Source organism: Bordetella sp. FB-8 (genome assembly GCF_000382185.1).
Taxonomy (GTDB): Bacteria; Pseudomonadota; Gammaproteobacteria; order Burkholderiales; family Burkholderiaceae_B; genus Bordetella.
Genome location: NZ_KB907784.1, coordinates 56,776 through 82,075, shown reverse-complemented (window position 1 = coordinate 82,075; position 25,300 = coordinate 56,776). Strand labels below are relative to the sequence as shown.

Annotated in this window: 26 protein-coding genes; 19 read left to right on the top strand and 7 right to left on the bottom strand. The window is 63.2% G+C overall.

What is annotated here, in order from left to right; genetic code table 11:
- Window positions 1-47 precede the first annotated feature (47 nt).
- The 16 genes from lepB to H143_RS0100330 all read left to right on the top strand — a co-directional run bounded on the left by lepB (window position 48) and on the right by H143_RS0100330 (window position 11,776).
- Window positions 48-941: a signal peptidase I gene (lepB, locus tag H143_RS0100405; protein ID WP_019936244.1), complete on the top strand. Its 894-nt coding sequence runs from the start codon at window positions 48-50 to the stop codon at window positions 939-941.
- Window positions 942-972: 31 nt separating this feature from the next.
- Entirely contained in the window at window positions 973-1,734 is a 762-nt protein-coding gene (rnc, locus tag H143_RS0100400) for a ribonuclease III (RefSeq protein ID WP_026349587.1), read from the top strand.
- On the top strand, window positions 1,731-2,639 hold the full coding sequence (gene era, locus H143_RS0100395) for a GTPase Era (protein ID WP_019936242.1): 909 nt from the start codon (window positions 1,731-1,733) through the stop codon (window positions 2,637-2,639). The genes rnc and era overlap by 4 nt, the downstream gene beginning before the upstream one ends.
- Before the next feature lie 29 nt (window positions 2,640-2,668).
- On the top strand, window positions 2,669-3,256 hold the full coding sequence (gene recO, locus H143_RS0100390) for a DNA repair protein RecO (protein WP_019936241.1): 588 nt from the start codon (window positions 2,669-2,671) through the stop codon (window positions 3,254-3,256).
- A gap of 279 nt (window positions 3,257-3,535) precedes the next feature.
- Window positions 3,536-4,108 carry a GNAT family N-acetyltransferase gene (locus tag H143_RS0100385; protein WP_019936240.1) on the top strand — a complete coding sequence of 191 codons (573 nt, stop codon included), beginning with the start codon at window positions 3,536-3,538 and terminating at the stop codon, window positions 4,106-4,108.
- 101 nt (window positions 4,109-4,209) lie between these two features.
- The gene (locus H143_RS0100380) at window positions 4,210-4,692 is read left to right on the top strand and encodes a MarR family winged helix-turn-helix transcriptional regulator (protein ID WP_019936239.1); all 483 of its coding nucleotides are present in this window, start codon (window positions 4,210-4,212) and stop codon (window positions 4,690-4,692) included.
- Between the two features lie 187 nt (window positions 4,693-4,879).
- Window positions 4,880-5,305 carry an organic hydroperoxide resistance protein gene (locus tag H143_RS0100375; protein ID WP_019936238.1) on the top strand — a complete coding sequence of 142 codons (426 nt, stop codon included), beginning with the start codon at window positions 4,880-4,882 and terminating at the stop codon, window positions 5,303-5,305.
- 119 nt (window positions 5,306-5,424) lie between these two features.
- Window positions 5,425-6,369 (top strand): ABC transporter ATP-binding protein, encoded by a 945-nt coding sequence (locus H143_RS0100370; RefSeq protein WP_019936237.1) that lies wholly within the window; start codon window positions 5,425-5,427, stop codon window positions 6,367-6,369.
- Complete coding sequence (locus H143_RS0100365) at window positions 6,366-7,127, top strand: ABC transporter permease (protein WP_019936236.1); 762 nt, start codon at window positions 6,366-6,368, stop codon at window positions 7,125-7,127. The genes H143_RS0100370 and H143_RS0100365 overlap by 4 nt, the downstream gene beginning before the upstream one ends.
- Window positions 7,128-7,241: 114 nt before the next feature.
- Entirely contained in the window at window positions 7,242-7,457 is a 216-nt protein-coding gene (locus H143_RS0100360; RefSeq protein WP_019936235.1) for a SlyX family protein, read from the top strand.
- 10 nt (window positions 7,458-7,467) lie between these two features.
- Window positions 7,468-8,046 (top strand): chromate transporter, encoded by a 579-nt coding sequence (locus H143_RS0100355; protein ID WP_019936234.1) that lies wholly within the window; start codon window positions 7,468-7,470, stop codon window positions 8,044-8,046.
- Window positions 8,046-8,579: a chromate transporter gene (locus H143_RS0100350; RefSeq protein WP_019936233.1), complete on the top strand. Its 534-nt coding sequence runs from the start codon at window positions 8,046-8,048 to the stop codon at window positions 8,577-8,579. The genes H143_RS0100355 and H143_RS0100350 overlap by 1 nt, the downstream gene beginning before the upstream one ends.
- Before the next feature lie 42 nt (window positions 8,580-8,621).
- Window positions 8,622-10,409, top strand: a complete 1,788-nt coding sequence (locus tag H143_RS0100345) for an ABC transporter ATP-binding protein/permease (RefSeq protein ID WP_033365286.1) — start codon at window positions 8,622-8,624, stop codon at window positions 10,407-10,409.
- A gap of 106 nt (window positions 10,410-10,515) precedes the next feature.
- Entirely contained in the window at window positions 10,516-10,842 is a 327-nt protein-coding gene (locus H143_RS0100340) for a hypothetical protein (protein WP_019936231.1), read from the top strand.
- Window positions 10,839-11,429 carry an NUDIX domain-containing protein gene (locus tag H143_RS0100335; protein WP_019936230.1) on the top strand — a complete coding sequence of 197 codons (591 nt, stop codon included), beginning with the start codon at window positions 10,839-10,841 and terminating at the stop codon, window positions 11,427-11,429. The genes H143_RS0100340 and H143_RS0100335 overlap by 4 nt, the downstream gene beginning before the upstream one ends.
- Window positions 11,426-11,776, top strand: a complete 351-nt coding sequence (locus H143_RS0100330; protein ID WP_019936229.1) for a 2Fe-2S iron-sulfur cluster-binding protein — start codon at window positions 11,426-11,428, stop codon at window positions 11,774-11,776. The genes H143_RS0100335 and H143_RS0100330 overlap by 4 nt, the downstream gene beginning before the upstream one ends.
- Before the next feature lie 10 nt (window positions 11,777-11,786).
- Here the strand turns inward: H143_RS0100330 and H143_RS0100325 are convergent, their stop codons facing one another.
- Entirely contained in the window at window positions 11,787-12,968 is a 1,182-nt protein-coding gene (locus H143_RS0100325) for a hypothetical protein (protein ID WP_019936228.1), read from the bottom strand.
- The gene (locus H143_RS0100320; RefSeq protein ID WP_019936227.1) at window positions 12,965-13,384 is read right to left on the bottom strand and encodes a gamma-glutamylcyclotransferase; all 420 of its coding nucleotides are present in this window, start codon (window positions 13,382-13,384) and stop codon (window positions 12,965-12,967) included. Before H143_RS0100320 ends, H143_RS0100325 begins: the two co-directional genes overlap by 4 nt.
- A 146-nt stretch (window positions 13,385-13,530) precedes the next feature.
- On the opposite strand from H143_RS0100320, the gene clpB reads away from it, so the two are divergent.
- A complete protein-coding gene (gene clpB / locus H143_RS0100315; RefSeq protein WP_019936226.1) occupies window positions 13,531-16,134 on the top strand; it encodes an ATP-dependent chaperone ClpB in 2,604 nt (867 codons plus the stop codon).
- Between the two features lie 230 nt (window positions 16,135-16,364).
- Here the strand turns inward: clpB and H143_RS0100310 are convergent, their stop codons facing one another.
- The 5 genes from H143_RS0100310 to iaaH all read right to left on the bottom strand — a co-directional run bounded on the left by H143_RS0100310 (window position 16,365) and on the right by iaaH (window position 22,324).
- Window positions 16,365-17,063: an ABC transporter ATP-binding protein gene (locus H143_RS0100310; RefSeq protein ID WP_019936225.1), complete on the bottom strand. Its 699-nt coding sequence runs from the start codon at window positions 17,061-17,063 to the stop codon at window positions 16,365-16,367.
- Window positions 17,060-18,826, bottom strand: coding sequence for an ATP-binding cassette domain-containing protein (locus H143_RS0100305; protein ID WP_019936224.1), 1,767 nt, complete (start codon window positions 18,824-18,826; stop codon window positions 17,060-17,062). The genes H143_RS0100310 and H143_RS0100305 overlap by 4 nt, the downstream gene beginning before the upstream one ends.
- Entirely contained in the window at window positions 18,804-19,661 is an 858-nt protein-coding gene (locus H143_RS0100300) for a branched-chain amino acid ABC transporter permease (protein ID WP_019936223.1), read from the bottom strand. Before H143_RS0100300 ends, H143_RS0100305 begins: the two co-directional genes overlap by 23 nt.
- Window positions 19,662-19,682: 21 nt before the next feature.
- Window positions 19,683-20,849, bottom strand: a complete 1,167-nt coding sequence (locus tag H143_RS0100295) for a substrate-binding domain-containing protein (RefSeq protein WP_019936222.1) — start codon at window positions 20,847-20,849, stop codon at window positions 19,683-19,685.
- 68 nt (window positions 20,850-20,917) lie between these two features.
- Entirely contained in the window at window positions 20,918-22,324 is a 1,407-nt protein-coding gene (gene iaaH / locus H143_RS0100290) for an indoleacetamide hydrolase (RefSeq protein WP_019936221.1), read from the bottom strand.
- 169 nt (window positions 22,325-22,493) lie between these two features.
- Here iaaH and H143_RS0100285 point away from each other — a divergent pair, with 169 nt between their 5' ends.
- Both H143_RS0100285 and H143_RS0100280 read left to right on the top strand, forming a co-directional pair.
- Entirely contained in the window at window positions 22,494-24,215 is a 1,722-nt protein-coding gene (locus H143_RS0100285; RefSeq protein WP_081626978.1) for an NAD(P)/FAD-dependent oxidoreductase, read from the top strand.
- 208 nt (window positions 24,216-24,423) lie between these two features.
- A complete protein-coding gene (locus H143_RS0100280; protein ID WP_019936219.1) occupies window positions 24,424-25,167 on the top strand; it encodes a helix-turn-helix transcriptional regulator in 744 nt (247 codons plus the stop codon).
- Window positions 25,168-25,300: the final 133 nt, after the last annotated feature.

Sequence of the window (25,300 nt, the reverse complement as noted above, 5' to 3'; positions counted from 1 at the left end):
AACCCGCGCATCAATCACGCTCGCTCATTCCTTTATAGGTTGACCTTATGAGTTGGAATTTCGCCCTGATCCTGTTTGTGCTGCTGGTGATGACCGGCATCGTATGGGTCCTGGATCTGGCCTGGCTGCGCCGCGGCCGGGCCACGCGCGCCCAGGCCGCCGTCGCGGCTTACGACACGGCCGCTGCCTACAACACGCAACTCTCGGACGCCGAGCGCGAGCGCGAGCGCCAGGAGGTGGGCGAGAAAGCCGGCAAGATGCCCTGGTGGGTCGAGTACTCGATCAGCTTCTTTCCGGTGATTCTGTTCGTCTTTGCGCTGCGATCGTTCGTGGTCGAACCCTTTCGCATCCCGTCGGGTTCGATGCTGCCCACCTTGCAAAATGGCGACCTGATCCTGGTCAGCAAGTTCAGTGACGGCATTCGGCTGCCCATCGTGGACCGCAAGATCGTCACAACCGGGGGGATACAGCGCGGCGACGTCATCGTGTTCCGCTACCCGGCCGACCCGAGCCAGGACTACATCAAGCGAGTCGTCGGACTGCCGGGCGACAAGATTGCCTACCTGGATAAGAACCTCTACGTCAATGGAAAACTGGTGACGCATGTTCGCGATGGCGATTATTTCGATCCCGATCAGGGATACGTCTCGAAATACACCGAGCAATTGGGTGGCGTAAAGCACGAAATCCTGCTAAATGACCAACGTTCGGCGCAACTTGGCCCAATCTGGAACTACCCGCACCTGAACGACTGCCAGTACTCCGGCACCGACGAGCGCTGCACGGTGCCCCCGGGCAATTACTTCGCCATGGGTGATAACCGCGACAACAGTGAGGACAGCCGCTATTGGGGCTTTGTTCCTGACGGTAATATCGTGGGCAAGGCCTTCTTCATCTGGATGAATTTCAGCCATCCCAGCCGTATCGGCCGCTTTCATTAAGGGCCCGCCGTCTATCCCGACCTACGTCATGCTGCCTCTCGCCACCCTGGAAACCCGCCTGGACCACCGCTTCCGCGATCAGGCCCTGCTCGAGCAGGCGCTGACGCACCGCAGCCACGGCGCGCGCCACAACGAGCGGCTGGAATTTCTGGGTGATTCGGTGCTCAATTTCGTGATCGCCGCCATGCTGTTCGAAAAATACGGCAAGCTGGACGAAGGCGATCTTTCCCGCCTGCGTGCCAACCTGGTCAAGCAGGCCTCGCTGGTCGACGTGGCGCAGCGCTTGGAGCTGTCGCAGCATCTGCGTCTAGGCGAGGGCGAACTCAAGAGTGGCGGCTTTCGCCGTCCTTCCATCCTGGCCGACGCGGTCGAGGCTATCTTCGGCGCGGTGTTCCAGGACGCCGGGTTCGAGGCGGCGCGCAAAGTCGTGCTCAAGCTCTACCAGCCGGTGATGGCCAACGTCGATCCCAAGACCCTGGGCAAGGACGCCAAGACGCTTTTGCAGGAATTCCTGCAGGGACGCAAGCTGCCGCTGCCTCTGTATACCGTGGTGGCCACCCATGGCGCCGCGCACAGTCAGCAGTTCGAGGTTGAATGCGCCGTCCCGGCCTTCGACATCAAGGTCCTGGCGGCCGGCTCCAGCCGCCGCGCGGCCGAACAGTCCGCCGCCACGCTGGCGCTCGAGGCCGCTCAGGCCGCCAGTCCGTCGCTGCGTGCGCCTCGCAAGACCAGCAAGGCCCGCAAGACCACCCAGCTGTCGCTGCCCGTTGCGGTGGCGCAAGAGGTTAAATGAACCAAGTTTCCGATACGCACGCAGGCGGATTTCGCGCCGGCTTCGTCGCCGTGGTGGGCCGACCCAACGTGGGCAAGTCCACGCTGATGAACGCACTCATCGGCAGCAAGATCTCCATCGTTTCGCGCAAGGCGCAGACCACGCGGCACCGCATTCACGGCGTGCTCACGCGCGAGCGCGAGCAGTTCGTTTTCGTCGACACGCCGGGCTTTCAGAAGCGTCACGGCGGCGCCATGAACCGCATGATGAACCGCGTGGTCACCCAGGCCCTGGCGGATGTGGATGTGGTGGTTCACGTGGTCGAGGCCGGCAAATGGACCGACGGCGACGCGCAACTGCTGCCCCTGCTGCCGGCGAGCGAACGCACCATTCTCGTGGTCAGCAAGATCGACGCGGTCAAAAACCGCGACGAACTCTTTCCCTTCGTGGGTAAGATCATGGCGCAGCACGCCTATGGCGCTGTCGTGCCCGTGAGCGCTGCGAAGGCGCAGCAGCTGGATCAATTGCTGGCCGAGATCGCCACGCGCCTGCCCGAGGGCGAGCCCATGTTCGAGGAGGACACGCTCACCGATCGATCCATGCGCTTTATCGCCGCCGAACTGGTGCGCGAGAAGATTTTTCGCCTGGTCGGTGATGAACTGCCCTACGGCTGTACCGTGGTCATCGAACAGTGGGAGGAAACCGAGGCCACGGCCCGCGTGTCCGCCTGTGTGGTGGTCGAGCGCGACAGTCACCGGCCCATCCTGCTCGGTGCGGGCGGGCAGCACATGAAGCGCATCGCCACCGAGGCGCGCCAGGACATCGCCAAGCTCCTGGACAAGAACGTGCACCTGGAGGTTTACATCAAGGTGCGCAAGGGCTGGTCGGACCGTGAAAGCGCGCTGCGCGACCTCGGTTACGAGTAAGCCGGCGGTCTGAGGCAGGGGACGGCCCAGTGAGCAAGCGCGCCCAGCGCATCACCGATACTCCGGGCTACATGCTTCATGCCTCGGCATGGCGCGAGACATCGCTGGTGGTTCAGGCCTTCTCGCGCGAGCACGGCTGCCTGGCCCTGGTGGCCAAGGGCGCCAAGCGGCCTTACTCCGTTTTGCGGCCCGTGCTCTCGGCCTTCCAGCCGTTGTCGCTGTCGTGGACGGGAGGCGGGGAGGTCAAGACGCTGACCCGCGCCGAACCCGCGGGCGTGCGGCCGCTGGGCGGCGGCGCGCTGATGTCGGCCTGGTACATGAACGAGCTGCTGCTGCGCCTGCTGCCGCGTGAAGACGCGCATCCGGCGCTGTTCGATGCCTATGATGCGGCCCTGGCTCGACTGGCCGGCGGTTCGCGCGCCGCCGGCGCGCTGCGGCGTTTCGAATGGATACTACTACGCGAAACGGGCTACGGCCTGGACGAGGACGACCCCGATTTCGAGGATCCGCGCATCGAACCCGAGCTGCGCCGCAGCCTGCGCGACCGCCTCGAAGCCAATCTGGCCGGCAGGCCGCTGTCCACGCGCAAAGTGCTGATGGCCTTGCAGCGGTATTGAGGCGCTGTCTGCCTGGCCATTGTGGCGTTTGCTGCAATGCGATATCGTGGCGGCACGATGAACTGCCGCCCCGCGATCAGCGCTTTTCCGGCGTTTAGCCGACGAACGACTCGACGCTTGCGTTGAGTGGCTTTGTCGCGGGCTGACGGTTCGCATCCGGTTCAGCGTTCCCCGACGAAGGCCACGATATTTCTCGTGGCCTTCGGCTTTTCAGGGGGGGGCGCATTCATCGGGTCCTATCGGGCTTTCCTGTTTCACTCCCGATCTCCGAGAGGAAAGATGAAGCCGTACGAAATCGAAGTTGTTCCCGGCGAGGCGTCGCTGAATGAATTGAGCAAGGGTGATTACCCCGATGCCGGCGCGCCCTGGCGCGATACCCCGGGCGGTGGGGCGGCCGATTCGGGCCAGCCCGCCGTGCTTTCATTCGACCCAGTCCAGGCCTGCGACTTCGATGCCATGGCCGATCTGCGCGCGCTGGCCATGCAGCCCAGCCTGGAACGGCTTGATCGTTTTGATCCGGAGCGGTCCCGGCGGCGCCTGCGAGCCGGTTTCGTGCCGGCGCGTATGCGCTGGATCTGCCTGAACGGCGAGCGCGTCGGGTTTTATTCGCTCTTTGCACACGAATCTGCCTGGTGCCTGGATCATTTCTATCTGCATCCTTGCGCGCAGGGCCGCGGCGTGGGCAGCGCGGTGATGCGGCTTTTGTGCGCGCAGACGCAGGAGGCGCCCATGCGGGTCGCGGCCCTGCGCGCCAGCGAGTCGAATGCGTTTTACCGACGGCACGGCTTTGTGCGGACCGGCGAATCGGAGTGGGATATCGAATACGAGAGGGCCGCCGGGCCAGTATCTTGATTGCGCGGTTTTTGCCCGCCGGTTCCGGTGATCGGCAGGCGGGCATGCCTGCAATTAAATAGCTTGCTATTTAATTTTGAGCTATTTAAAATGCACGCATCATGAACGCCCGTACTCGTGTCTCGTCCCATCAGGCAGCCAAGCCTGAGATCCAGGCCCCTTTGCAGTTGGACAGCCAGCTTTGTTTCGCGCTGCATTCCACTGCGCTGGCAATGCAGAAGGTCTACCGCAAGCTGCTGGGCGGCCTGGGCCTGACCTATCCGCAGTATCTGGTGATGCTGGTGCTGTGGGAGCGCGATGGACTCATCCTGTCCGAGATCGGCAGGCGCCTGTTTCTGGATTCGGCCACGCTCACGCCGCTGCTCAAGCGCATGGAGGCCGCTGGCCTGATCCGCCGCACCCGCGACGAGCGCGATGAGCGCCAGGTCGTGATCGACCTGACGGCCCAGGGCAGGGCGCTCAAGCGACAAGCGGCCGGCATTCCGCCGCAGATCCTGTGCGCCACGGCTTGTGCGCCCGAAACCTTGCACCGGCTGAAAGACGAACTGGTGCAACTGCGCGGGCATCTGGCGCAGTACGAGTAGAGTAAGCGCATGGGCAGGGTGGAACACTGCCTGCGCTTTGCGGAGAATATTATATAGTGTACTATTTAATAGCTTGATATATATTTAACGCGTTGGAATTTTCATGATGCCGCCATACGGGCGGCATAGCTTGATCCCGGCAGTGCCCACCCGGTGCCCAGCACCTTCATCCTCAAGGAGTTTTGCCATGTCTCTCGAAAAAGTCCTCTATCGTGCCCAAGCCCAGGCTACTGGTGGCCGCGACGGCCACGCCGTGTCATCCGACAAGGTCCTGGATGTCAAGTTGACGGTTCCACGCGAACTGGGCGGTGCCGGCGATGTCGGCACTAATCCCGAGCAGCTCTTCGCGGCAGGCTATTCGGCCTGTTTCATCGGGGCCATGAAGTTCGTGGCCGGCCGCGACAAGTTCGCCATCCCGGCGGAGGTGTCGGTACAGGGCAATGTGGGCATCGGCCCCATTCCCACGGGCTTTGGCATCGAAGTGGAGCTGAAGATATCCCTTCCCGGCATGGATCCGGCGCAGGCCCGGGAACTGGTCGAGCGCGCGCACATCGTCTGCCCGTATTCGAACGCCACGCGCGGCAATATCGATGTGACGCTGACCTTGCTGTAATCAAGGGCCGGACCGATCCGGGACCGTATGGCTGGAACACAGCTGTTCGGCCATACGGCTAATCGACACGGTGTGTCCCGGTAGAATAGCGCCATTACTTTTTATTCTAGGGGGGCGTTGTGCAGCCCGTCATTTCCGTGCAGGGCGTGTCCAAGACTTATGCGTCGGGACACCAGGCTCTCAAGAACGTCGACCTCGACATCCAGCCGGGCGAGATCTTCGCGCTGCTGGGTCCGAACGGCGCCGGCAAAACCACGCTGATCAGCATCATCTGCGGCATCGTCAACGCCAGTTCGGGCCACGTGCGCGCCGACGGGCTGGACATTCTGCGGGATTATCGCGCCGCACGCGCCAAGATTGGCCTGGTCCCGCAGGAACTCACCACCGACGCCTTCGAGACCGTATGGAACACGGTTTCGTTCTCGCGCGGCCTGTTCGGCATGGCGCCCGACCCAGCGCACATCGAGAAGGTGCTGCGCGATCTTTCCCTGTGGGACAAAAAAGACGAACGCATCCGCGCCCTGTCCGGTGGTATGAAGCGCCGCGTGATGATCGCCAAGGCGCTCTCGCACGAGCCGCGCATCCTTTTCCTGGACGAGCCCAGCGCCGGGGTCGACGTGGAGCTGCGCCGGGGCATGTGGGAGATGGTGCGGCATCTGCGCGAAAACGGAGTGACCATCATTCTGACCACGCATTACATCGAGGAAGCCCAGGAGATGGCCGACCGCGTCGGCGTGATCCGCAAGGGCGAGATCATCCTGGTCGAGGAAACCGCCGCGCTGATGCGCAAGCTGGGCCGCAAGCAGCTCGCCCTGAGCCTGGTCGCGCCGCTCGCGGCCATACCCGAGGCGCTGCGCGGCGATCCGCTCGAACTGTCGGCCGACGGCATGAGGCTGGTCTACACCTACGATCAGCATCGGGAAGGCAGCGGCAGCATCGCCGGCCTGCTGGCGCGGGTGGGCGAGGCGGGCATCGCCTTCAACGATCTGCAGTCGTCGGAAAGCTCGCTGGAAGAAATCTTCGTCAGCCTGGTGAGCGAGCGGCAGGGAGGCGCTAAACAATGAATTGGTACGGTATACAAGCGATCTATCGCTTCGAAATGGCCCGCGCCTGGCGCACGCTGATGCAGAGCGTGGCTTCGCCGGTAATCTCCACCGCGCTGTATTTCGTGGTCTTCGGCTCGGCCATCGGCGGGCACATGGGACAGATCGACAACGTGAGCTATGGGGCATTTATCGTGCCGGGCATGGTGATGTTGTCGCTTCTGACGCAGAGCACGTCCAATGCGTCGTTCGGCATCTATATGCCGCGCTTCTCGGGCACCATCTACGAAATCCTCTCGGCGCCGGTGTCCTACATCGAGATCGTCATGGGATATGTAGGTGCGGCGGCCAGCAAGTCCATCCTGCTGGGCGTCATCATCATGGTCACGGCGCGTGCCTTCGTGCCTTTCCACATCGAGCATCCGGTGCTGATGCTGGGCTTTCTGGTGCTCACTTCGCTGTCCTTTAGCCTTTTCGGCTTCATCATCGGCATCTGGGCCGACGGCTTCGAGAAGCTGCAGATCATCCCGCTCATGATCCTCACGCCGCTGACCTTCCTGGGCGGCACCTTCTATTCGATCAGAATGCTGCCGCCGTTCTGGCAGAAGGTCACGCTCTTTAACCCGGTGGTTTACCTGATCAACGGTTTTCGCTGGAGCTTCTATGGCGTGGCCGACGTGGCGGTGGGTGTGAGCCTGGGCATGACGGTGCTGTTCCTGGTGGTCTGCCTGGGCATCATTCGCTGGATATTTCACACGGGCTATCGCATGAAGCAGTAAGTTTCACGGGGTTTCCGGCATACGGGCAGGCCGGTGCGCGAGGCGGCGGGAGTGGCCGCAGCGGGTTATGCTGGCGGCTTTGCACGCGGTTTTTCCTGACCCCGACGCTTAGCCATGACTGAAGAAAGCGAGACCGAACGCCGCCTGACCGAGCTCGAAGTCAAATTGAGCTTTACCGAGGACACGCTCGATCAGCTCAATCACACGATTTTCCGCCAGCAGCAGCAGATGGATCTGCTGCTGCGCGAATTGGCCGAACTGCGCCGCCAGATGCCCGTCGATCCGGGGCGGGGCGGCAATCCGCGCGATGAGCTGCCGCCGCATTATTGATCCGACGTTCATGCAATCGACCGCGCTCGATAATGCAAGGCCCCCCACTGCCTGGGGCCTTTTCCTCATTTTCTCGCGCATCGGCCTGACCAGCTTTGGCGGGGGGCTGAGCGGCTGGCTGCTGCGCGAGTTCGTGCAGGATCGGCACTGGATGCAAGAGGAGGCGTTCCTCAATGGTCTGGCGGTTTCCCAGGCATTGCCCGGCGTGAACGTGACCAATATGGCCATTTGGATCGGCTTTCACCTGGTCGGTCCGCGCGGCGCGGCGGCGGCCTTGGCGGGCATCATTTTGCCTCCCGCAGTCCTGGCGGTGCTGCTCAGCGTGGCGTTTGCGCTGCTGTCGGGTTACCCGCTGGTGCATATCTGGCTCGATGGCGCGGCCGCGGCGGCCATCGGTCTGTCGCTGTCCATGGCGATCCGGGCGGTGCGGCGTGTGCGCCGGCAGGTCCTGCCGCTGTTTCTGGTCGCGCTGGTGTTCGTGATGATCATCGTCCTGCATCAGTCGCTGGTGTGGGTGGTGGTGGCCGTGGCGCCCGTCAGCGTCGCGTTGGAATACGCGCGGCTGCGAATGGCGAGGAAACGGGCGTGATGTCCTTGTTCTGGACCTTGTTCATCACTTTCGTTCCCATTTCGCTGGTGACCGTGGGCGGTGGCCAGACCACGATCGCGGCGATCAACCGCCAGGTGGTCGACGTCCATCATTGGATGACACAGGCGCAGTTCATCGACGCGTTTGCCATTACCCGTATGGCGCCCGGCCCGGGGTCGCTGCTGGTTACCTTGATAGGCTGGCACGTGGCCGGATTCTGGGGGGCGGTGGCGACCACGCTGGCCATGTTCGGCCCTCCGGCCTGTCTGCTCTTTATCATTGCCTATTTCTGGCGCAGGCAAAAAGGCGCGATCTGGCAATTGGCATTGGAAGGGGGCCTGCGGCCCGTTGCAGCCGGCATGATGGCCGCATCGGTCTATGTGCTGGTGCGCGCGCTGGAAGGCGGCTGGGCGGCACAGGCGGTGGCATTGGTCTCGACTGCGCTGGTGATGTTTACGCGTCTCAATGCCTTGCTGCTGGTGCTGCTGGGTGGCGTGGCGCTGATTTTGTGCCAGTTCGCAGGCGTGTTCTGAAAAATTACACAGAGTCCGTTTCCACACAACAGAGGTGATGATTTGGATTGGAACGCACAAGTGAGCGACAGCCTGATATGGCTGGCCAAGACCTTCTGCATTGTCATCGTCGTCTCGGCGATCGCGGCGGCGGTTTTCGCGCGCACCACCCAATGGGGGCGACAGTTCTGGCGCCTGGCCTGGCCTTATTTCACGCCCAGGCGCAGCGGCAAGCCGCTGGCGGTCGTCTGCCTGCTGATCCTGCTGTCGCTCTTCTCGGTGCGCATGGATGTGCTGTTTTCGTTCTGGTACAAGGGCTTCTACGACGCCTTGCAGAAGCTGGACGAACCGGCGTTCTGGCATTTCCTGGGCCTGTTCGCGATACTGGCCGCGATTATCGTGACGCGCGCCTTGATCGCTTACCTGATCAACCAGGCCTTCGACATCCACTGGCGCACCTGGCTCAACGAGCGCCTGCTGCAGGACTGGATGCAGGGACGCTCCTACTATCGCGGGCAATTCGTCGAACCGGTCGTGGACAACCCCGACCAGCGCATCCAGCTGGACGTGTCCTCGTTCACCTCGGGATCCAGGACGCTGGCCCTGGGCGTCATCAGCTCCCTGGTATCGATGTTCGCCTTCACCGGCATCCTGTGGCAGTTGTCGGCACCGCTCATGGTGCTGGGCCTCGAGATCCCGCGTGCCATGGTGTTCATCGTTTATCTGTATGTGCTGGTGGCGACCTGGCTGGCGTTTCGCATCGGCCGTCCTCTGATCCGCCTGAGCTTTCTGAGCGAGCGGCTGGCGGCCAACTACCGCTATGCGTTGATACGCCTGCGCGAGAATGCCGAGAACGTGGCCTTCTACCAGGGTGAGCGCGTCGAGAACGCAAACTTGATTCGGCGATTCCTGGCGTATATCGCCAATTTGTGGGCGCTGATCTACCGGACCCTGAAGTTCGACGGCTTCAATCTGGTGGTAAGCCAGGTGGCGGTGGTGTTTCCGTTTCTGCTGCAGGCGCCGCGTTTTTTCAGCAAGGCCATCCAGCTGGGCGACGTGATCCAGACCGCACAGGCCTTCGGCCAAGTGCAGGATTCGCTGTCCTTCTTCCGTTCTTCCTACGACAGCTTCGCCTCCTATCGTGCCACGCTGGATCGTCTCGAAGGTTTTCTCGATTCCAGCGCGGCCGCCCGCGCACTGCCGGCCGTGCAGAGCGACGAGCGGGACGCGGGCCTGCAGTTGAGCGGGCTGTCGGTGAGCCGGCCGGACGGAAAGTCGTTGCTGCGCGACCTGGACATGACACTGCTGCCGGGCGAATCGGTGCTGATCAAGGGGCCTTCGGGCAGTGGCAAGACCACGCTGCTGCGCGCGGTGGCCGGACTGTGGCCCTATGCGCAAGGCAAGGTGGCACGGCCCCTGGGCGCACAGTCGCTCTTTCTGTCTCAGCGTCCGTATTTGCCGTTGGGTGAGCTGCGCGGCGCGGTGGTGTATCCGGGCCAGGCAGACCCGGCCGACGATGCCCGTCTGCGGGATGTCCTGGGCCAGGTGAGCCTGGGACATCTTGCCGGCAAGTTGGACGAGGCGGCCGACTGGTCGCGCATTCTGTCCATCGGCGAGCAGCAGCGCGTGGCGTTTGCCCGCGTGCTGGTCAATCAGCCCAAGGTCGTGTTCCTGGACGAGGCCACCTCGGCCACCGATGAAGGTCTGGAGCATGCCTTGTACACGTTGCTGCGCGCCCGCCTTCCTGACAGCGTACTGGTCAGCGTCGGGCATCGCAGCTCGCTGGATGCCTTCCACAGCCATCGCTTGATACTCGATGGTGTCGGGGGATGGCAGATGGCGGCGGTTTAGCCGGCGCCGCATTACGCGTTCTCGTATCGAGGCGAAAGCGGGTTACACGAATATTCGACGCTGGAAGCGGCTACCATGCCATTTCCAGCCGTATTTCGAGGCCGCCATGAAGAAATTCCTCCTGCTGATCGCCGCCTGCCTGGCGCTGCCGTGCGCTGCGGCGCCGACCCAGACGACGCAGCACTACCAGTTCCCCGCCGCGCCAGGCAGTCTTTCCCCGCCGTCCACGCTGACCATCACCCAGGACGCGGCGGGCGGCCCGCCCGCCGCGTCCGGCATCGTTCACGATACGCCCGAAAGCCTGGCCCAATATCAGCGCTGCCGCACCGTGTCCGATCGCGCCGCGATCACCAATGCCGACAGGCAGAGCGGAGTCATGCAATGTCTGAAGGCGCTGCAGGAGCGCCGCAAACAGGGAGCGGTACGGCCATGAGCGAAAAATCTTCGCGCGAGGACGCGCACCTGATCGAGACCAAGCTCGACAGTGAACTGGTCTACGATGGCGGCTTCTTGAAGGTGCGCCGCGATGCCGTGCGCCTGCCCAATGGTCGCGATGCCTGGCGCGAGTACATCGTGCACCCCGGCGCGGTGGTGGTGATCGCGCAACTGGACGACGGCCGTGTGCTGGTCGAGCGCCAGCATCGCTACCCGGTGGGTAGGGTGATGACGGAGCTGCCGGCCGGCAAGCTCGACCCCGGCGAAGAACCGCTGGTTTGCGCCCAGCGCGAGCTGTTCGAGGAAACCGGTTATACCGCCTCGCAATGGGCCCATGCGGGCGCCCTGCATATCGCCATTGCTTACTCGACCGAAATCATTCACATTTTCTTCGCGCGCGGCATGAAGGCCGGAGAGCGCCGGCTCGACGAGGACGAGTTCCTGGACGTGGGCGCCATGACCCTTCCCGAACTGCTGGCCGCCAGCCGCGAAGGCCGCATCACCGATGCCAAGACTCTCACCTGCCTGCTCTGGCTGCAGAACGTGGCTGCGGGCACCTGGCAACTGGACTGGCAGGACGCATGACCGATTCGGCCGGCACGGCATACACGGTGGCCTTGCGGCCTTCGGATTGGCGTTTCGAGAGCCGTCCGCAGGCCACCGTGCTGCTCGAGGCGCAGCGGGCGGGTATACGCTTGCCCAGTTCGTGCCGCAACGGCGTTTGCCGCAGCTGCCTGTGCCGCATGCTGCAGGGGCAGGTGGATTATGTCGTGCAATGGCCGGGACTGAGTTCGGACGAGAAGGCCGATGGTTGGATACTGCCCTGCGTGGCGCAGGCCCGCGCGGACTTGCTGATCGAGGCGCCCGATGCGGTCGTGCTGGAAAGGCGCGAGTCCACGCCTTTTCCGCTAACGGGCGCGCGCAGGGACTGACCTCGCCCGGTTATCCGCGAGGCTGGGCCGGCAAGGCTTTGCATGTCGCGCTGGTGGCCCAATCGCCGCTGCCCAGCAGGGCCTTCGCCGCGCAGGCCGATGCGTACATCCCCGCTTCGTTGTGTCCGATTCCCTCGACGGTGAAGCCGTGGCGCGCCGGCTTGGGCGCGTTCCTGCCATGCCCGCGCATTTCATAGCCCCAATATCCCAGGCCGCGCGCCAGCGGCGTGGCGCCCTCCGCCTCGGCGCCGCAGCTTTTGTCCAGGCCGCGGTATTCGGGGTTGTTGTCGGCGCTGCCCAGCAAGTAGGTCACATGGCGCAGGGCGTAGCGCGATGCGAGCTGGGCACGGCCCAGCCTGCCGTCATAGGCCTGCAGCACGGCCGGCATGTCTTCGAGTCCGTAGCGGTAGTGCTCGTAGGTCGGGCATATGCCGCGCTCGTAGCGGGCATAGCCGCGGCCGGTGCGGCTGGGCCGCAGCGGCGACAGGTAGAGATAGGATTCGGCGTTGGCGACGAGGTAACTTATGCCCAAGCCGGTGGCGCGCAGGCTCTCGTCCAGCGGATTGAGCACCGCATAGCGCTGCACCATCTGCGCGCCGGCGCCGTGGCCGGCCAGGACGATGGTCTGCAGCGACGGCAGCCGGTCGGGCGCGGTGAAATGGCGCAGCAGGTCGTCCAGGATGAGGAAGGAACTGCGCGGGAGCGGCCTGCCCCGTACGGCGATGCTGGGCAGGCCCTCCATCCATCCGGTGCGGTGCCAGGCCGGCATGCCGCGCAAGGCGGCATCCACCATGCTTGGAAAGCGGGGCGCGACCACCAGCGTGTCGGCTGCAACACGGGTCTGGCCGGCATACAGGGCGGTAATGTCGCGCAGGCTGCGCTCGGCGTCGCGGCGCTCGTCGTGTACCACGATCACCAGACGCTTTACTTTTCTCAGTCCGGCAGGAGCGTCCAGGGGCAAGCTGGCATAGATCGGGAATGGATACCGGTGGCCGGGTGCGCCCAGCTCCAAGCGCTGCGAAATCAGCGGGCTGGGCCGCGGCGCCGGAGCGGGCGAAGCATAGGGGTCTGAGTAGGGGTTGATGTAGGGCGCATCGCCATCAGGGCCGGAAGGACCCGGCGTCTGGGCCGTCGCGCTTGCCGAAGCGGCAAACAGCAGCAAGGCGCAGACAAAGTAAGAGAGCGGCTTCATGAGCGTTCCGATAAGCGTTCCGATCTATAGCCGACCCAATCATACTCATCCCCCGGCATGTCCCGGGCCGTGCCGCGAAATGCCGGATCGATGGGGTAGTACTGGCAGTCCACCGGCCCATCATCGGTCCGCGCCGTCACCTGCCGGCGCACGAAGCAGCAGGGCGTATCGGGCGTGTATTCCTCGATCTCATCCATCAGCGGGATCAGGCTGGGATCGACTTCGTACAGGTCGCCCAGCACGGTTCCTGGCCCGGGCAACAGCCCGGGCCAGTCGCCGAAATCCACCAGTCGGCCCGGCACCCGCGCTGGACCGAGCAGCCTGGGCGCCGGCAGGCCGGCCCGGCACGCCGCCAGGGACAGGTCATTGATTTCGCCGCTTCGTAGCGTGCCGTAGACAAAAATGGTTATGCTCATGAAACGAATCGGACATATAAACGAATCGGGATCGCATCGAACGGCAAGTGTTGAATTTCGCGGCACGGTCCCCATATGTAGATCATCGAGCCGCGCCTCGCAGTCTGCCTGGCGGTTGGCTCATTAACACTCGCCAACCGACTACCATGCGATTCGACAAACTTACCACCAAGTTCCAACAGGCGCTGGCCGATGCCCAAAGCGTGGCCGCCCGCAACGACAATCCCTATATCGAACCCGTGCACGTGCTGGCTGCCTTGCTGGGCGACGCCGACAGCGGTGCGGCCGGCCTGCTGGCACGCGCTGGCGTGGCCATCAACCGCCTGCAGCCGGCGATCGATACAGCCCTGAAAAACCTGCCCCAGGTGCAGGGGGGCGAGAACGTGCAGGGCAGCCGCGAGTTGCAGGCCGTGCTTACGCGCACCGATAAAGAGGCCGCCAAGCGCGGTGATGCCTACATCGCCAGTGAGCTCTTTCTCCTGGCGCTGGCCGACGACAAGGGCGAGGCCGGCCGCATCCTGCGCGACGCCGGCTTGCAGAGGAAGGCCTTGGAAGCGGCCATCCAAGCCGTGCGCGGCGGCGAGAGCGTATCGGGTGCAGAGGGCGAATCCAACCGCCAGGCCCTGGCCAAATACACCGTCGACCTGACCGAGCGCGCGCGCGAAGGCAAGCTCGACCCGGTCATCGGCCGCGACGACGAGATCCGCCGCGCCATTCAGATCCTGCAGCGGCGCACCAAAAACAACCCCGTGCTGATCGGCGAACCCGGCGTGGGCAAGACCGCCATCGTCGAGGGACTGGCGCAGCGCATCGTCAACGACGAAGTGCCCGAGAGCCTGCGTGGCAAGCGCGTGCTTTCGCTCGATCTGGCGGCGCTCCTGGCAGGCGCCAAGTTCCGCGGCGAATTCGAGGAACGCTTGAAGGCCGTGCTCAAAGAACTGGCCCAGGACGACGGTCAGAACATCGTTTTCATCGACGAGATCCACACTATGGTCGGCGCCGGCAAGGCCGAGGGCGCCATGGACGCCGGCAATATGCTCAAACCCGCGCTGTCGCGCGGCGAACTGCATTGCATCGGCGCAACCACGCTGGACGAATACCGCCGGTACATCGAGAAGGACGCCGCGCTCGAGCGCCGCTTTCAGAAGGTGCTGATCGACGAACCCGACGTCGAATCGACCATTGCCATCCTGCGCGGCCTGCAGGAGCGCTACGAGATTCACCACGGCGTGGAGATCACCGATCCGGCCATCGTGGCCGCGGCCGAACTCTCGCACCGCTACATCACCGATCGCTTCCTGCCCGACAAGGCTATCGACCTCATCGACGAGGCTGCTGCGCGCATCCGCATGGAGATCGACTCCAAGCCGGAGGTGATGGACAAGCTCGATCGCCGCATCATCCAGCTCAAGATCGAGCGCGAGGCCGTCAAGAAGGAAACCGACGACGGCTCCAGGCGCCGCCTGACCGTGATCGAGGAAGAGCTCGAGAAACTGCAGCGCGAGTACAACGACTACGAGGAAATCTGGAAGGCCGAGAAGGCCGCGGTGCAGGGCACGCAGACCATCAAGGAAGAGATCGACCGCGTGCGCGCCGAGATGGCCGAAATGCAGCGCAAGGGCCAGTTCGACAAACTGGCCGAGCTGCAGTACGGCAAGCTGCCCGAACTGGAAGCGCGTCTGAAGGCGGCCGACACGGCCGAGCGCACGGCGGTGAGCAAGGACGGTGAGTCCGGCAAGCCGCGCCTTCTGCGCACGCAGGTCGGCGCCGAGGAAATCGCCGAGGTGGTCTCGCGCGCCACGGGCATCCCCGTGTCCAAGATGATGCAGGGCGAGCGTGACAAGCTGCTGCAGATGGAGGACTTCCTGCACCAGCGGGTGGTGGGCCAGGACGAGGCGGTGCACCTGGTGTCCGATGCCGTCCGGCGTTCGCGCGCCGGCTTGTCCGATCCTGCCCGCCCGCTGGGTTCTTTCCTGTTCCTGGGCCCCACGGGCGTGGGCAAGACCGAACTCACCCGCGCGCTGGCCGAGTTTCTCTTTGACACGCAGGAGCACATGATTCGCATCGATATGAGCGAGTTCATGGAGAAGCACTCGGTTGCGCGCCTGATCGGCGCGCCGCCGGGATATGTGGGATACGAGGAGGGCGGCTACCTGACCGAGGCGGTGCGCCGCCGGCCTTACAGCGTGGTGCTGCTGGACGAGGTCGAGAAGGCCCACCCGGACGTGTTCAACGTGTTGCTGCAGGTGCTGGACGACGGGCGTCTGACCGACGGCCAGGGCCGCACGGTGGATTTCCGCAATACGGTCATCGTGATGACCTCGAATCTGGGTTCGCAGCACATACAGGCCATGGCCGACCAGCCCTACGAGGTCATCAAGGAAGTCGTGTGGGACGAGCTCAGGCATACGCTGCGGCCTGAATTCCTCAACCGGATCGACGAAGTCGTGGTGTTCCACGGGTTGCATGCCGAGCACATCGAGTCCATTGCGCGCATCCAGCTCAAGCGCCTTTCCGATCGGCTGGAGAAGCAGGAGATGCGGCTGGACATCAGCGACGCGGCGCTGGCCGAACTGGCCCGCGCGGGTTTCGACCCGGTGTTCGGAGCGCGGCCCTTAAAGCGCGCGATCCAGCAGAAGGTCGAGAATCCCGTGGCCAAGCTGATCCTGGAGGGCGCCTTCGGTCCGCGTGACGTGGTGCCGGTGGATTGGCGCGACGGCAAGTTCGTGTTCACCCGAACTTTGCAGTAAAGGCGGCAGCCGGACCCGCAGCACCGGACGGCGGCAGGGGCGACAGGGCGCTGTTCCTGCCGTTTCCGCGAATGGCCGCAGGAAGATCAGCCCGATGAACACCGCCATCCGGGGGGTATCTTGCGGTGTGACTGCCCTGCTGTGCTCCTTGGCCTTGACGACCCTGGGCTTGGCTACTACGGCTCGCTTTTTTCAAATGAGACGGGTAACTGCGGCCTGAGCGTCGTGTCTCAAACCACCAGATATTGTTCGACGCGTGGGCGGTCGAATTCGGCGGTCGGCCCGCTCGCAACGATCGAACCGTGGTCGAGTACCAGCAAGATGTCGGCCAATGACAATAGAAAGTCCAGATTTTGCTCGACGATCACGAATGCTGCGCCTTGCGCCTTGCGTTCAGTGATGGTCCGCGCGGTCAGGGCGATATTTTCCTGAGCGACGCCTTCGGTCGGTTCGTCCATCAGCGTAAGAAGCGCGTTTTCGCCGATTGCACGCACGAAGGACAACAGCTTCTTCTCGCCGCCGCTCAGGCGTCCCGCCTTCTGACGCAGGCGTTGGGCAATGCGGGGAAACCGTTCGAAGGTATGGCGATAGCGGGCGAGGTTGCGCGTGGGCCAGCCTATCGTCAGATTGTCGGCGACCGACAAGTCATCGAAGACGACGCGATCCTGGGGGGCGTAGCTGATGCCGCGCGCATGGCGCTGGTGTGGCGTGAGGCCATCGAGAGGCTCGCCCGAGAAGGCGATGCGGCCGGAGAATGGGGTGATAAAGCCAGCCAATGTGTGCATGAGCGTAGTCTTGCCCACGCCGTTGCGGCCGACGACGCCCAATACTTGGCCCGGACCGATACGTCCGCTGATGCCGCGCAACACGGTCGTGTCGCGATAGCCGGCGATGATGTCGTCGAATTCCAAAGAGGCGATGGCACTCATTTTCGTCCTCCAGCATAGACGGCGCGAACTTGCTCGGACGCCTTGATGTGCGTCAGCGGACCCTCTGCCAGCAAGCGGCCTTGGTGCAGAACCAGGATTTGGCCGTTGATCGCTTCGACGGCGCTCATGTCGTGTTCGATCAGCAGTGCGCTGGCATCCAATTGGTCTACCACCCAGATGATGGTGCCGAGCAATTGATGGGTTTCTCCGGGAGACAGTCCTGCGCAGGGTTCGTCGAGCAGAAAAAGGCGCGGCTCCATCAATGCCACCATTACGAACTCCAGCATCTGACGCGCGCCTTGGGAGAGCGTTGCGGCGGGCGCATGCTGATAAGCGCGGAGCATGGGTAGGCGCCCGAGCAAGGCGTGCTTAAGCGGCGTGGCCCACCGCAACGGCCGTCGATCAAGGTAGGCTGCAGCGCCTAGCCGGTTGGCCCAAAGCGCGACAAGCAGGTTTTGCTCGACGGTCAGGGTCATGAAGACAGACGGAATCTGGAATTTGCGGCCGATGCCCAGGCGGGCGACTTGCCAGGCTTTATGCCGCGAGATTTCGTGCGCGTCCAGCGTGATCGAGCCAAGGCTTGGTGCAAGACGGCCCGTCAAGGCGTTGAAAATCGAGGTTTTTCCGGCCCCATTGGGGCCAATCAGGCAAGTGATGCCGCGTTTGGCAATATGCAGCGCCAAGCCATCGAGAATGGCGACGGGACCCCGTTTGACGTGAACTTGATCGAAAACCAGTTTTGGCGCACCCGGAATGGGGTCGCAACGATAGGCCGGAAGCGGCGCCGCGATGTCGGGGCCGCGGCACGCGCGCTTGGGGCGCGTCAGGCCAGATCCGAGCGCAGCCGCGGCGCCGGCCAGTCCGTTCGGAAGCCATAGTACCGAACCGATGAATACCAGCGCAGTCAACGCTTCCCAGAACGGATAACGGTCGCGCAACGCGGCCGACAGCAGTCCTATGGACAGCGCGCCCAATTGCGAACCGACCGGGCTGTGGCGGCCGCCCACGGCGGCCCAGATGACAAATTGCGTCGATAGCAGAATGCCGATTGCGTCAGGCGTGACAATACCCTCCTGCGGCGCGTAGAGCGCACCCGCGAAGCCGGCCGCGGCGGCGCTGACCGCAAAGGCGCAGGCCTTCAGCCGATCGGTCGCGAAGCCGAAGAACTGCAGACGGTCTTCGTTTTGCGCGAGGGCGGTCCACAGCACGCCCAGTGGTTTGTGTCGCAGCCACGAAAATAGCGCGGTCCAGGCGATGGCTCCGGCGGCGATCACGTAATAGAGTGTGGCGTACCGGTCCGTGCCGGGAAGATCCGGGATCCCGGTCAGGCCGTTGAAGCCGCCGGTCATGCCGCTCCAGCTATTGGCGAGGACGGTGGCCAGCATGGCCAGCGCAAGGGTGATCAGGGAAAAGTACGGACCGCTGTCTACGCGTCGGGCGAACACCAGGCGTCCTACGATATACGCAAGCAAAGCTGGCGTAAGCAGGCACAGCGGAAGTAGCGCAAGCCATGACGCATGCTGCGTGGCGGCGCGCAAAATGAGTCCCGACAGATAGGCGCCCGTACCGAAGAAGACGGCTTGTCCCAGGCTCAGGAAACCGGCTTGTCCCCAGCATAGGGCAACGCCTTGCGTGGCGATGCCGTACAGCAGATACAGTCCGATCTGATAGGCGTAGTAGTCGCCGAAAAGCCGCGGCACGGCGAGCAGGATCACCGCGAGCGGGGCCTGCACGGCGAAATCAGCGGCGCGCGACGAGGCCATGAGGACGCAGCCACAGGAAGACGATGGAAACCAGCAGTACGGCCGCATAACCGTAGGTCTGGTCCAGCAGCGAGGCCACCGTGCTTTGCGTGCCCGCAACGATGCCGGTGCCGGCCGCAAGTCCGGCCAAGGTGCCCAAGCCGCCGACGATCAGCACGAAGAACGCGTTCAATAGATAGTTCAGCCCCATGTACGGATCGACCCTGACGAGCGGCGCCAGCAATACGCCCGATACGCCAGCCAGGACCACACCGATGACGAAGCTGGTGCTGGCAAGCCGCACCGTATCGATGCCCATGGCCTGCGCCAGCAGGGGATTGCCCGTCATCGCCCGGATGCGTGCGCCCGCTTGGCTGCGCCGGAACCATAACCCCAGCGCGGTCAGGCCGAGCGCGGTGCAGGCAATCAATGCGAGGCGGTACGCCGGATAGTCTGCGCCGGCGACATGAACCGGCCGAGCCAGCACGAGATCGACATTCTGGTAGCCGGCGCCGAAGATCGCCTTGACCGCCTCGCGCAGCAGAATGGACAGGCCCCACGTCGCCAGCAGGGTATCGAAAGGCCGGCGGTAGAGCGGACGGATCAGCCAGCGTTCCATCACCCATCCGAGCACGCAGCACAGCGCCACGGCAAGCGGCAAGGCTGCCAGCGCCGGCCATCCCTCCTGCTGGACGTAGACCGAGCAGTAGGCGCCCATCATCACGAACTCGCCGTGCGCCATGTTGAGCACGCCCAGCAGGCCGAATATGATGGCCAGGCCGAGCGCGGTGAGGGCAAGGATGGCGCATTCATAGCACAGGTCAAGCGCGAAGATGGCCAGCGTTCCGTCATGCATGGCGTTTCCCGGTGGCCGTGCTCATGATCCGATTGTGCAGGTCTGGCCGGAGCCAACTTGCGGGAAAGTTTTGACGACCTCGAAGCCCGCGGAGCTGACGGAGGCGACGTGGATGTCCTCGATCACATGGCGTGCGTGCATCCTGACCTTGCCGCGCGGCCCGACGTAGTTCGCTCCTTCGCTTGCAGGCTCGAATTTGTCGACGCTGATCGAACCGGCGCGCCGCGCGATCGATTCGAGCATAAGAAAGCCTTCATAGCAGGATTCGGCCAACGCATTCATCAGGGATTTGTCGCCAGCGAAGCGTTTGCGGTAGCGCGCATCGAAAGCACTCGCGTCCGGCGTATCGAGGGCCGCGAAATAGCCGGCCGAAGAATATAGGTTGGCGGCGTTCTGCACGCCTATTCCGGCCAGGGTGTTTTCTTCGATGAGCGTGCCCAGGCGCGTTACCTTGTCGGCCAGGCCGAAGCCCGCGAACGCGCGATTGAAGGTGACGGAGGCGCCACCGACCAGCGTGACGAGTACGGCATCGGCACCGCTGGCGCGTATCTTGGCGAGACTGGCGTCGAAATTGTCGACCGAGAACGGGATGTATTCTTCGCCCACCACGCCGCCTCCAACGGCCGCAATATATTGCTTGGCTGCGGCGTTGGTGTCGCGCGGCCAGCTGTAGTCGTTGCCGATCAGGTACCAGCGCTTGAGATTGCGCTGCGCGGCCAGCCACGGAATCACTGGCGCCAGTTGCTGTTGCGGCGTTTCACCGTTGACATAGACGCCCCGCGCGCATTCTCCGCCTTCGTAGCTCGGCGTATAGAAGTAGGGGACTTGCGCGCGGAACAATGTCACCAAAGCGCCCCGCACCGCGCTATCGTGCATGCCGACAAACACCTCGGCGCCGGATACCTTCCAGAGTTTAAGTGCGGTCTGCGCCGCGGCTTGCGGTCCGGCTCCGGCGTCGCCGTAGAGTACTTGCAGCGGGCGGCCGAGGATGCCGCCTCGCGCGTTGATATCGTCCCGAGCCAGTTCGCAGCAATTGCGACTGGATGGGCCGAATAGCCCCGCCGGACCGCTCATCGGAATGAGTGCTGCGACTTTGAGCGGCTTGGCCGCGCCTGCGGATGCGGGTGTCAGCGCGCTCAGGGCGGCGATGCCGGCCGCAGTACTGCCGAGAAATTGACGACGCTTCATTTGAGGGATCCTCCTGGATGACGGCTCAATGCAGTGGCAACGCAGGCTATCGGGACGGTGGTGCGGACTCAGGTCAAGGCTGCGGCGGGATGCGGGATCGGGCCCAGTATTCTTTCGATGGTGGCCGCGACGGCCAGCAACGCGCGATCTCCGTTGTCGGGGCCGTCCAGTTCGAGGCCGACCGGCATGCCGTCGGCCGTGAGACCGGCCGGCACGCTGACGCCCGGAATGCCCGCGTTGCTGGCCGGATCGGTGTTGCGGATGAAAGTGGCGAAGGTCGGTACGCGCGCGCCGTTCAATTCCACTGATTCGTCGTCTCCGATCGGTCGAGCGGTCAGCGGCGAGGTCGGGAATATCAGTGCGTCCAGCGTGTGCTTGTCGAAGCACGCCTGGTAGGCTCGCTGCAGCTCGCGCCGGGCTTGCAGGGCCTGGTGATAGGCGGCATCCGGAATGCCCTGGGCGAGCAGGCCGCGGACGATCGTGGCCACGTCCGGGCTGCCTATGCCGTCGGCCAGTTCGACAAGCGTCAGGGCGCTGCCGCCTGCATGCAGATAGGCCGGCAAGTCGCGGACCAGTTCGTACAACGCCACAGGAAAGCCGATCGCGGCATTCAGGGCTTGCAGCTTGTCGACCGATACGTCGATCAATGTGATGCCGGCGTCTGCCAGCTTGGCTAACGCTGCTTCGCACACTGCGGCGACACCGGGATCGAGATCTTGCCAGGCGCCGGCGGACAAGACCCCAAGGCGCAGATTTTGCGGGAGGGCCGCGCAAAAGGTGGCGCCGGGTGCGCGTCCGCACAGTATCGTGTCGAGCAGGGCGACGTCGTGCACCGTGCGCGCCATCGGCCCGGCCGTGTCGCGTGTATGCGAGATCGGTGCGATGCCTTGTTGCGGATAGCGGCCCGCCGAGGGGCGCAGACCCACGACGCCGCAGAGCGCCGCGGGCAAACGCACCGACCCCCCGGTATCGGTGCCGATGGCGCCGGGCACGATCCTTGCCGCCAGCGCGGCGGCGCATCCACCGCTGCTGCCGCCAGGCGAGTGCGTGGGAGCATAAGGATTGCGGCAAGCGCCGAAGACGCCATTGTTACTCGTAATGCCCAGTGCAAGTTCGTGCATATTGGCCTTCCCGGCCAGCAATGCCCCAGCCTCGAAGAGGCGCTTGGCGATTTCGGAGTCGGCGGACGCAATGTGGTCGCGCAGTCTGCTCGTGCCGGCCGTCGTCGGCAGGCCGGCTACGTCGATGTTGTCCTTGAGAACGAGCGGTATGCCGGCAAGCGGGCCGCTGCCTGGGTTCGCGTCGAAGGCGCGCGCACTGCGGCGCAGGGCTTCGGTGTCTTGCTGGATAAGGCAATTCAGGCGCTGTTGTCGTTGCGCTTGATTGAGCAAAGCATCGACGTACTCCAGGCAGGAAAAATTGCGTCGCATCAAGTTAAAGCGAGCGTCGATGATGGAGAGTTCTGTCAGGTCCATGGAAATATCCAAAGCTCGGGGTGCGGACGATTCTAGGCATCTCGCGTGCGCGGCGGCCATCGTCATTCTTGAGGATGGCGCGGGAAATTCGAGAGATTTAACCTGACGGCCGATTCAATCGGCTGTTTTCAGATTCGTCGATCAACGCAGGGCGACCGGAGGGTAAGGCATGGCCATTATTCCGAATATGAGGACGCGCATTACGGCAGCTCAGCCGTTTTCCTATGTCGATAATCTTTTCAATTACGGAGCTTTCATACAAGGTGCGACGACTTCAATAGGCACCCTGCCGGCAGCTCAACAAAAAATGCCAATTGCCGTGATCGGATCTGGAATCGCGGGTCTAGTCGCTGCGTATGAATTAATGCGCGCGGGCGCGCTGAGCGTTGATATCTACGAAGCCTCGCCGCGTTTCGGCGGGCGCGCCTACAGCGCCACTTTTCCCGGCGGCCCGGCCGGTTTTCTGGCGGAGTTGGGCGCCATGCGCTTTCCGCCCAGTGAATTCGGCTTATTCACGTATTTGGATCGCTTCGGTATTGCCTATTCGCCCAATTTTCCTGATCCCGGGAAGGTCGACACCAAGATTGGCTACCAGGGGAGGACCTATGATTGGCCGGCAGGGGGGCAGCCACCTGCCATCTTCAATATCGTCAACGCAGGATGGAACGCCTTCGTCAGCGACGGGTACCAAGTGCCCGGCGGGCCAGCGCTGCTTGCGCCGGCAAAAATTACGGCCTTGCTTGAGGCAGGTGATCTGACCGACGCACAAAGCGCTTGGCAGCAATATATCGACGTGTTCGAGAATGTCTCGTTCTACGACGGTCTGGTGCATATGTTTACCGGCGCCAATCCGCCGGGAGGCACGCCCTGGGCGTTCCCTTCGGATTTTCAGTTGTTCGGCGCGCTGGGTTTGGGTTCCGGCGGATTCGGACCACTCTATGCAATAGGCTTTTTGGAGCTGGTGCGCCTGATCGTCAACGAACTGGAGACTAGTCAGCAATTCGTGCCCGGAGGCATTCAGTCGCTTGCTACGGCCTTCTACAAGCAGAACATCAACGGCATCGTGCTCGGTAGCCGCATCCAACTCGGCACGGCGGTTATGTCCGTCATGCCGGGCGCGCAGGGACAGCCTGTGCTGACATTGTCGAACGGCAAACGGGTGCAATACGGCCGCGTCGTCGTCGCTACCAGCAACCGTGCCATGCAGATCGACATGGGTTTGTCATCGAGTCTCGAGATTCTGAATGCGGCCCAGTCCAGCGCGCTCAACGAAGTGCACATGACAAGCTCGTCCAAGGTTTTCGTATTGACCAAGAACAAGTTCTGGCTGGCGAATGCCGGTCTGCCCGCCAATATCCAGACCGACACCTTGGTGCGGGGCGTCTATTGCCTGGATTACACGCCTGGCAATCCGAACGATCCCGGTGTCGTGCTGCTGAGCTATACCTGGGAAGACGATTCGATAAAGCAAATGGCGATCACGGATAAGCAGGCGCGCGTAAAACGGCTAGTAGCCGACGTGGCGCAGACCAGCCCGGCCTTCGCGAGCTTTGTCGTGCCGCTTAACAACGATTATGAAAACAACGTGCAGATGATGGATTGGGACTTGCAGCCCTACTATTACGGAGCCTTCAAGCTGAACTTCCCCGGCGATGACGGGTTGAGCAACCAGCTGTTTTTCCAATATATGTCTTCGAACAATCCGTCGATCGATAAATATGTCTATCTGGCGGGCGATTCCCTTTCGTACACCGGAGGCTGGATCGAGGGTGCGGTGCAAACCGGGGTCAACGGAGCTTGCGCGGTGATCCGCAGCCTGGGTGGGACGTTCTACACGTTTGCCAACCCCATCGACACGCAAAATCCGAAGGCATACAACTATTATCCCTGACGGGGCGGCATATCTGTGCCGATGCAACGGTGGTTCGGTCCCTGCGGGCATTTTGACGCGTGCTTGCGCGGGTACCCCTAGGGCAATACACTGGGTTGGTCATTTGCGTATCGAACAATCATAGTTCGCCCGCTTTAGCGGGCGGACTTGGCGTGGTTTACCCGGGAACGGCAGGAGACGCCGGCATCCCTTGCGATGTTCCGAACTCATGTTTCTGACCAGCCAGCAAACCAACCTGCTGTCGCAAATCGTCGCCTTGCTCGCCGAACCGTTCGACGAAAAGTCCGTGCGCACGCAACTCGGGGAGTTGCTGTTGCGTTTACTGCGCGCCGATTGCTATGCCTCGTACGTGTGGGACGACAAGCAGCGTGTTTTTGTCGATCGGATAGCGCTGAACATGTCCGACGATAATCTCGGAACCTACGAGGCGTATTATCAATTCCACGACCCGATCACACACCGCTTGCGCCAATGCCGTGAGCCGACTCGCGTGACGCAGATCCTGGCGCAGCGTGAGCTGGTCAAGACCGAATTCTTCAACGATTTTCTCCGGCGCGACGGACTGTTTTGGGGCGTCAACCTGTATGCCAGCGTCGACGGCGAAAATACGGCGGACATGCGCATCTGGCGGGGGCGAGGGGGAGAAGACTTCAACGATACCGACCTGACGCTATTGAAGATGATCACGCCGGCTTACGGCGCTGCCTTGCGTCGTTGCCGGCAGCAGTCCTGGCTCGAATGCCCGGCGCGGGGATCTGGTCCGACTGCCCTCGACGACAAACTCACTGCCCGCGAAGCCGAAATCGTCCGGCTTGCCGCCAGCGGTCTACCTGACAAGGAAATCGCCCGTCGCTTGCGGATATCCTTCACCACCGTGCGCACGCACCTGGAACACGCGTTTCGCAAGCTCGATGTGGTCAATCGTGTGCAGCTCGCTGCACTGGTTCGATAATACGCACCCAGCTTCGTGGCGGGTATCCGACCGACGTGGCTTAAATGAATTGAATTCAATTCGAGAGCGATTATTCTCATTTGCAGATATCTAACGTCACTCATGACACCGCAAAGGCGTTGGCGACATAGTC

Bases quoted from the DNA above. Each gene is read 5' to 3' on its own strand.
- lepB (WP_019936244.1), top strand. From the start codon at position 48: ATGAGTTGGAATTTCGCCCTGATCCTGTTTGTGCTGCTGGTGATGACC.
- era (WP_019936242.1), top strand. From the start codon at position 1,731: ATGAACCAAGTTTCCGATACGCACGCAGGCGGATTTCGCGCCGGCTTC.
- H143_RS0100385 (WP_019936240.1), top strand. From the start codon at position 3,536: ATGAAGCCGTACGAAATCGAAGTTGTTCCCGGCGAGGCGTCGCTGAAT.
- H143_RS0100380 (WP_019936239.1), top strand. From the start codon at position 4,210: ATGAACGCCCGTACTCGTGTCTCGTCCCATCAGGCAGCCAAGCCTGAG.
- H143_RS0100375 (WP_019936238.1), top strand. From the start codon at position 4,880: ATGTCTCTCGAAAAAGTCCTCTATCGTGCCCAAGCCCAGGCTACTGGT.
- H143_RS0100365 (WP_019936236.1), top strand. From the start codon at position 6,366: ATGAATTGGTACGGTATACAAGCGATCTATCGCTTCGAAATGGCCCGC.
- H143_RS0100360 (WP_019936235.1), top strand. From the start codon at position 7,242: ATGACTGAAGAAAGCGAGACCGAACGCCGCCTGACCGAGCTCGAAGTC.
- H143_RS0100355 (WP_019936234.1), top strand. From the start codon at position 7,468: ATGCAATCGACCGCGCTCGATAATGCAAGGCCCCCCACTGCCTGGGGC.
- H143_RS0100350 (WP_019936233.1), top strand. From the start codon at position 8,046: ATGTCCTTGTTCTGGACCTTGTTCATCACTTTCGTTCCCATTTCGCTG.
- H143_RS0100340 (WP_019936231.1), top strand. From the start codon at position 10,516: ATGAAGAAATTCCTCCTGCTGATCGCCGCCTGCCTGGCGCTGCCGTGC.
- H143_RS0100335 (WP_019936230.1), top strand. From the start codon at position 10,839: ATGAGCGAAAAATCTTCGCGCGAGGACGCGCACCTGATCGAGACCAAG.
- H143_RS0100330 (WP_019936229.1), top strand. From the start codon at position 11,426: ATGACCGATTCGGCCGGCACGGCATACACGGTGGCCTTGCGGCCTTCG.
- H143_RS0100325 (WP_019936228.1), bottom strand. From the start codon at position 12,968: ATGAAGCCGCTCTCTTACTTTGTCTGCGCCTTGCTGCTGTTTGCCGCT.
- H143_RS0100320 (WP_019936227.1), bottom strand. From the start codon at position 13,384: ATGAGCATAACCATTTTTGTCTACGGCACGCTACGAAGCGGCGAAATC.
- clpB (WP_019936226.1), top strand. From the start codon at position 13,531: ATGCGATTCGACAAACTTACCACCAAGTTCCAACAGGCGCTGGCCGAT.
- H143_RS0100310 (WP_019936225.1), bottom strand. From the start codon at position 17,063: ATGAGTGCCATCGCCTCTTTGGAATTCGACGACATCATCGCCGGCTAT.
- H143_RS0100305 (WP_019936224.1), bottom strand. From the start codon at position 18,826: ATGGCCTCGTCGCGCGCCGCTGATTTCGCCGTGCAGGCCCCGCTCGCG.
- H143_RS0100300 (WP_019936223.1), bottom strand. From the start codon at position 19,661: ATGCATGACGGAACGCTGGCCATCTTCGCGCTTGACCTGTGCTATGAA.
- H143_RS0100295 (WP_019936222.1), bottom strand. From the start codon at position 20,849: ATGAAGCGTCGTCAATTTCTCGGCAGTACTGCGGCCGGCATCGCCGCC.
- iaaH (WP_019936221.1), bottom strand. From the start codon at position 22,324: ATGGACCTGACAGAACTCTCCATCATCGACGCTCGCTTTAACTTGATG.
- H143_RS0100285 (WP_081626978.1), top strand. From the start codon at position 22,494: ATGGCCATTATTCCGAATATGAGGACGCGCATTACGGCAGCTCAGCCG.
- H143_RS0100280 (WP_019936219.1), top strand. From the start codon at position 24,424: ATGTTTCTGACCAGCCAGCAAACCAACCTGCTGTCGCAAATCGTCGCC.